At 73.2% G+C, this 4,968-nt stretch carries 3 protein-coding genes; 1 reads left to right on the top strand and 2 read right to left on the bottom strand.

Annotated elements, in window-relative coordinates; genetic code table 11:
* Positions 1-458: 458 nt before the first annotated feature.
* Positions 459-641 (top strand): ribonuclease, encoded by a 183-nt coding sequence (locus tag FBZ33_RS18410; RefSeq protein ID WP_099857667.1) that lies wholly within the window; start codon positions 459-461, stop codon positions 639-641.
* 9 nt (positions 642-650) lie between these two features.
* Here the strand turns inward: FBZ33_RS18410 and FBZ33_RS18405 are convergent, their stop codons facing one another.
* Positions 651-3,515 (bottom strand): FAD-binding and (Fe-S)-binding domain-containing protein, encoded by a 2,865-nt coding sequence (locus FBZ33_RS18405; protein ID WP_141910026.1) that lies wholly within the window; start codon positions 3,513-3,515, stop codon positions 651-653.
* A gap of 24 nt (positions 3,516-3,539) precedes the next feature.
* Positions 3,540-4,736 carry an anhydro-N-acetylmuramic acid kinase gene (locus FBZ33_RS18400; RefSeq protein WP_141910025.1) on the bottom strand — a complete coding sequence of 399 codons (1,197 nt, stop codon included), beginning with the start codon at positions 4,734-4,736 and terminating at the stop codon, positions 3,540-3,542.
* Positions 4,737-4,968: the final 232 nt, after the last annotated feature.

Here is a 4,968-nt window from a genome sequence, read left to right as displayed (position 1 = left end):
CCGAGCCTGCTGTGACGGTTTGTCGACCTGGGTCGGCGGCACCGGTAAAGCGGCTGCGGCGCGGGGATGCTGTGACACGACGATCGGTCGCCCCCACGGCTCGGAAGCTACCCACGCCGGTAAAGGTGATCAGTCGTTCATGCGACAGCTGTCGTTGTTCCGATGCGCTTCCCTGTCACATCATCACACTCGTGATCTTTCATGGGATCCACAGATCGTGTCGGCCGTCGATGCTTTCGGTGCGGGGCCGGTGCGCGTTCGTCCATTGCCGTCGGTCGCTCGGGTCGAACACGTGACTAGTTCTCGACTGAATGGTGGATCTCCGGTACGCGAGGGCTTTCGCAGTCATCCCGTTCCCATTTCATGGCGAACCGGATTGCGCCGATGATCGGCCATTAAATTGCGGCATTCACGCCACTGACCGTTTGTTGGTGCGGCCGGAGGGTATCTGGGCGTTCATGACCACCCCTGAGCAGAGTCAGCAGGAGAGAGCCCTCGAAACCGGTGAGGTGTATCAGGATGCCGAGGGGCGCCGCACGACGGACCCCGGCGCCGGCGCCGCGAACGCCGACAGCGAGGCCGACCGCAACGAGGAGCACCTGAGGCGCGGTGAGGTGGGCCCACGCGTCCCGGAGGAGTAGCCCGTCCGGCTACGCCAGCGGCTCGACCGCCTCGACGAGCACCTGGAGCACGTGCCGGTACGGCTGCCCGGTGGCCCGGCTCATGCCCATCTCGCAGGTGCGGTTGCAGGAGGCGTACGCGTCGTAGCCGCGCTGGTTGATCTCGGCGGCCTGAGCCGCGGTGGCGCCGGCGGTCACCTCGGGATGCAGCAGCCCCCGGTCGCCGGCGAAGGCGCAGCACCCCCAACTGTCCGGCACGGTCACGGTGTCGGCGACCGCCCGGGCCACGGCGCGCAGGTCCTCGATGCCGCCCAGGTGCACTGTGGAGCAGGTGGGGTGCAGGGCCAGCGAGCCCAGACGCCGGGGCTCCGGCAGCGCCGGCAGGAGGTGCTCGGCGATGAACGTCACGCTGTCGACGAAGCGCAGGTCGCGGTAACGCGCCTGGTCCTCCTCGGCCAGCGCGGCGGTCAGCTGGGCCAGCCCGTGGGTGCAGGACGAGGCGTCACACACGATGGGCAGGCGGCCCTCGTCGCTGGCCGTCCAGAGCGCGGCGAGGGTCCGCTCGGCCATCTCGCGGTGGCCGGCGGGGTAACCCTTGGACTGCCAGGGCGTTCCGCAGCACAGGTCCGCCGTCGCGGGCACGACGAGCGGCACGCCCGCCAGGTCGCACAGGCGCAGGAACGCCGCCGCCGAGTCCCCGGCCGGGCCGTCCTCCGGCGCGAAGAGGCTGCCGACGCAGGCCGCGAAGAACACCGCCTGCGCGTCCGGCGCGCTGCGGGGGGCGGGGCGGGGAGCGCCGGCGCGCGGCATGTCGTCGCTCCACAGCGGCACGAGTTCGCCGGCACCGAGCCCGCGGATCACCCCGGTGGCGGCACGGGTCACCGGCGTCGGCACGGCGTGGGCGGCGCTCAGGCCCACCCGGACGCCGGCCACGGCACCCTTCCAGTGCCGCGCGGCGGCGCGGGCGGTGCGCTGGGCGAGCGGGCCGTGCCGTTCGGCGCGCAGTCGCTTCATCGCCGCGCCGGTGTCGATGCCGACCGGGCAGGCGGTGACGCAGAGGCTGTCCGCGGCGCAACTGTCCACCGCCGCGTACTCGTAGTCGGTGGTCAGCTCCCGGCGGCGCTCCTCGTCGCCGGCGGCGGTGGCGAGGGCGATCTGTCGTTGCAGGACGATGCGCTGCCGGGGCGTGGTGGTCACGTCGGCGGTGGGGCACACCGGCTCGCAGTAGCCACACTCGACGCAGGCGTCCAGCTCGGGGTCGACCGTCGGGACGGCCTTGAGCTGGCGCAGGTGCACTGTCGGGTCGTTGTTGAGCAGCACACCGGGGTTGAGCAGACCACTCGGGTCGCACAGCCGCTTGAGTTCGCGCATCACGTCGTACAGCTCGTCGCCGTACTGGCGGCGGACGAAGGGTGCCATGGCCCGACCGGTGCCGTGCTCCGCCTTGAGTGTTCCCCCCTCGGCCAGTACGAGGTCGACCATGTCGTCGGTGAACCGGGCGTAGCGGTCGATCTCCGCCGCTGTGTCGAAGGACTGCGTCAGCATGAAGTGCAGGTTGCCGTCCCGGGCGTGCCCGAAGATCACCGCGTCGGAGTAGCCGTGCCTGTCGAACAGGCCGATCAGGCCGTCGCAGGTGCCGGTCAGCCGCGGCAGCGGCACCGCGACGTCCTCCAGCAGGGCGGTGGTGCCGGGCGGGCGGGCACCGGCGACCGCCGTGTAGAGGCCCTTGCGCAGGTGCCAGAGCCGGGCCCGCTCACGCGGGTCCCGGGTCAGCTCGGTGCCGGTGACGGCGGGCAGCCGGTCGAGCACTCCTCGGGCGTCGGCCAGCGTCGCGGCCAACCGCTCCGCGCTGTCCTCGGCGAACTCCACCAGCAGCGCTGCGTGCCCGGCGACCGTCAGCCCGCGCAGGGTCGGGCTCGCACCAGGGTCGCGCTGGCTGACCCGCAGGGCGGCCGCGTCGAGCAGTTCGGCGGTACGGGCACCGGCGGCGAGCAGGGCGGGCAGCGCGTCGGTGGCGTCGGTGAGCCCGGGCAGGATCAGCAGGCCGGTGGCGGCGTGCTCGTGGATCTCGACGGTACGGAAGACGGCCTCGGCCACGAAGCCGAGCGTGCCCTCGCTGCCGATCATCAGGTGGGCCAGCATCTCGACCGGGCTGCTGTGGTCGAGAAGGGAGTTCAGCCCGTACCCCATGGTGTTCTTCATGGAGAACAGCCGCTCGATGGTGGCGCGCGACCCCGGTGCCGAGCGCACCCTGTCGCGTAGGCGCAGCAGCCCGGCGTGCAGCTCGGGCTCGTCGGCGCGCAGCCGGTCGTCGGCGTCGCGTGCGGCGGAGTCGACGACGGTGCCGGACGGGAGGACGAAGCGCAGCGACTCCATGGTGCGGTACGCGCTGTCGGTGGTGCCGCAGGTCATCCCGCTGGAGTTGTTGGCCACCATGCCGCCCACAGTGCACGCGGCCTCGCTGGCCGGGTCCGGGCCGAGCCGGCGTCGGTAGCGGGCCAGCCGGGCGTTGGCCTGCCGGATCGTCAGGCCGGGCTGGAGCCGGATGCGGCGGCCGTCATCGAGCACCTCGGCGTGCCGCCAGTCGGTGCGCACGTCGACCAGCACCCCCGTGCCGCCGGCCTGCCCGGCGAGGCTGGTGCCACCGCCGCGCAGGGTCAGCGGTACGCCGGCCTCCCGTGCACCGGCCATCAGCGCCCCCACCTCGGCCGCCGAGGCGGCGCGGACGACGGCCTGCGGCTCGAACAGGTACGGCGAGGCGTCGTGCGCCGCCGCCAACCGTCGGGGCAGCTCGGCGCTGGCCCGGGTCGGGTCGTCGAGGCGCGAGCGCAGCAGCTCGGCGACCTCGCGGGCGCGAGCTGCGGTCGGTGCGGGTGGTCCTACGACGGGGTGCATGGGCGGATCCTCCCGGGAACGTGGTCAGCCGGCCACCGGTGGCACGGCGGGACGGCCGGCGATCAGCAGGCGGCGGGGAGCGGTGTCGACCGGCGCCGGCAACCGCAGCGGCTGCCGGCCGGGGGTGATGCTGCCGAGCACGGAGGCGTGCCGCGCGCCGGTGCCCGACGGTAGGGCGCCGGGCAGCCCGTGCACGGTCAGGTAGCCCAGTAGCGCGAAGGCCAGCGCCTCCTTGGCGTCCGACGCGACACCCATGTCGTCGCTGGACGTCAGGTCGACGCCCGGCAGCTCCTCGGCGATCATGCGCATCAGCGTCGGGTTGCGTGCGCCGCCGCCGGAGACGATCAGCCGGGTGACGCCATGGTCGCGGCAGGCCCCGGCCACCGTGACCGCGGTCAGGCGGGTGAGCGTGGCCAGCACGTCCTGCGGATCCGGCGTGGGCGCGTCGGCGAGGGCGGCGAGCAGGTAGGGAAGGTGGAACAGCTCCTTGCCGGTGCTCTTCGGGCCGGGCAGCCGGTAGTACGGCTCGTCGAGCAGCCGCCGCAGCAGGACCGGGTCCACCTGCCCGGCGGCAGCCCCGCGCCCGTCCCGGTCGTACTCCTCGGTGCCCCCGCTGAAGTGGCGGGCGGCGGCGTCGAGGAGCGCGTTCGCCGGCCCGGTGTCGAACGCGAGGGGCTCCGCGTCGGGCGCGACGACGGTGATGTTGGCGATGCCGCCCAGGTTCAGCGCGGCGGGGACGCCGGGCAAGCCACCCAGCAGCAGCGCGTCGAAGAGGGCGACCAGGGGAGCGCCCTGACCGCCGGCGGCGACGTCGCGGCTGCGCAGGTCGGCCACGACCGGAAGGCCGGTGGCCTCGGCGATCCAGGCCGGCTGACCCAGTTGGAGCGTGCCCCGGACCACTCCGGCCTCGACCCAGTGGTGCATCGTCTGGCCGTGCGAGACGACCAGGTCGGCCTGACCGTCGCACAGCTCCGCGAGAGCCCGCACGCCGGCCTCGGCGAAGGCCTGGCCGACGCCGGTGTCCAGCACGCAGATCGCCTCGGTGCTGGTCGCCGCGGGCGGCAGGGCGGCGGCGATCTGGGCGCGCAGCCGGTCGGGGTACGGGTGGCTGAGCCGGCCCAGCGTTCGCATCCGCAGGGTGTCGCCGCTCAGGTCGAACTCGGCAGCGGCGGCTTCGATGCCGTCGTAGGAGGTCCCGGACATCAGGCCGATCACGCGCATCACGTCCTCCTTCATGCCCGGCCGGCGGGCGCTGCCGCCGAGTCGTCGTCGACCTCGTCGGTGCGTCCATGGTTGTAGGACACGGCTCGCCTCCTACCAGCGCCTGTCAATAAGCGACGTTAGTCGAGAGTAACGCGAAACTTTTTGCCAGAGCGGGCCCGGGCTGGCTACGCTGAGCCCCCAGCCTGCTGATATGGGGAACGCGCGCCGGTGAGCCGCCTCCCGTCGGCCG

Source organism: Micromonospora sp. A202 (genome assembly GCF_006715105.1).
Taxonomy (GTDB): domain Bacteria; phylum Actinomycetota; class Actinomycetes; order Mycobacteriales; family Micromonosporaceae; genus Micromonospora; species Micromonospora zamorensis.
Note: the sequence above shows the minus strand (reverse complement) of the source record. Positions and strands in the feature narration are given on the sequence as shown.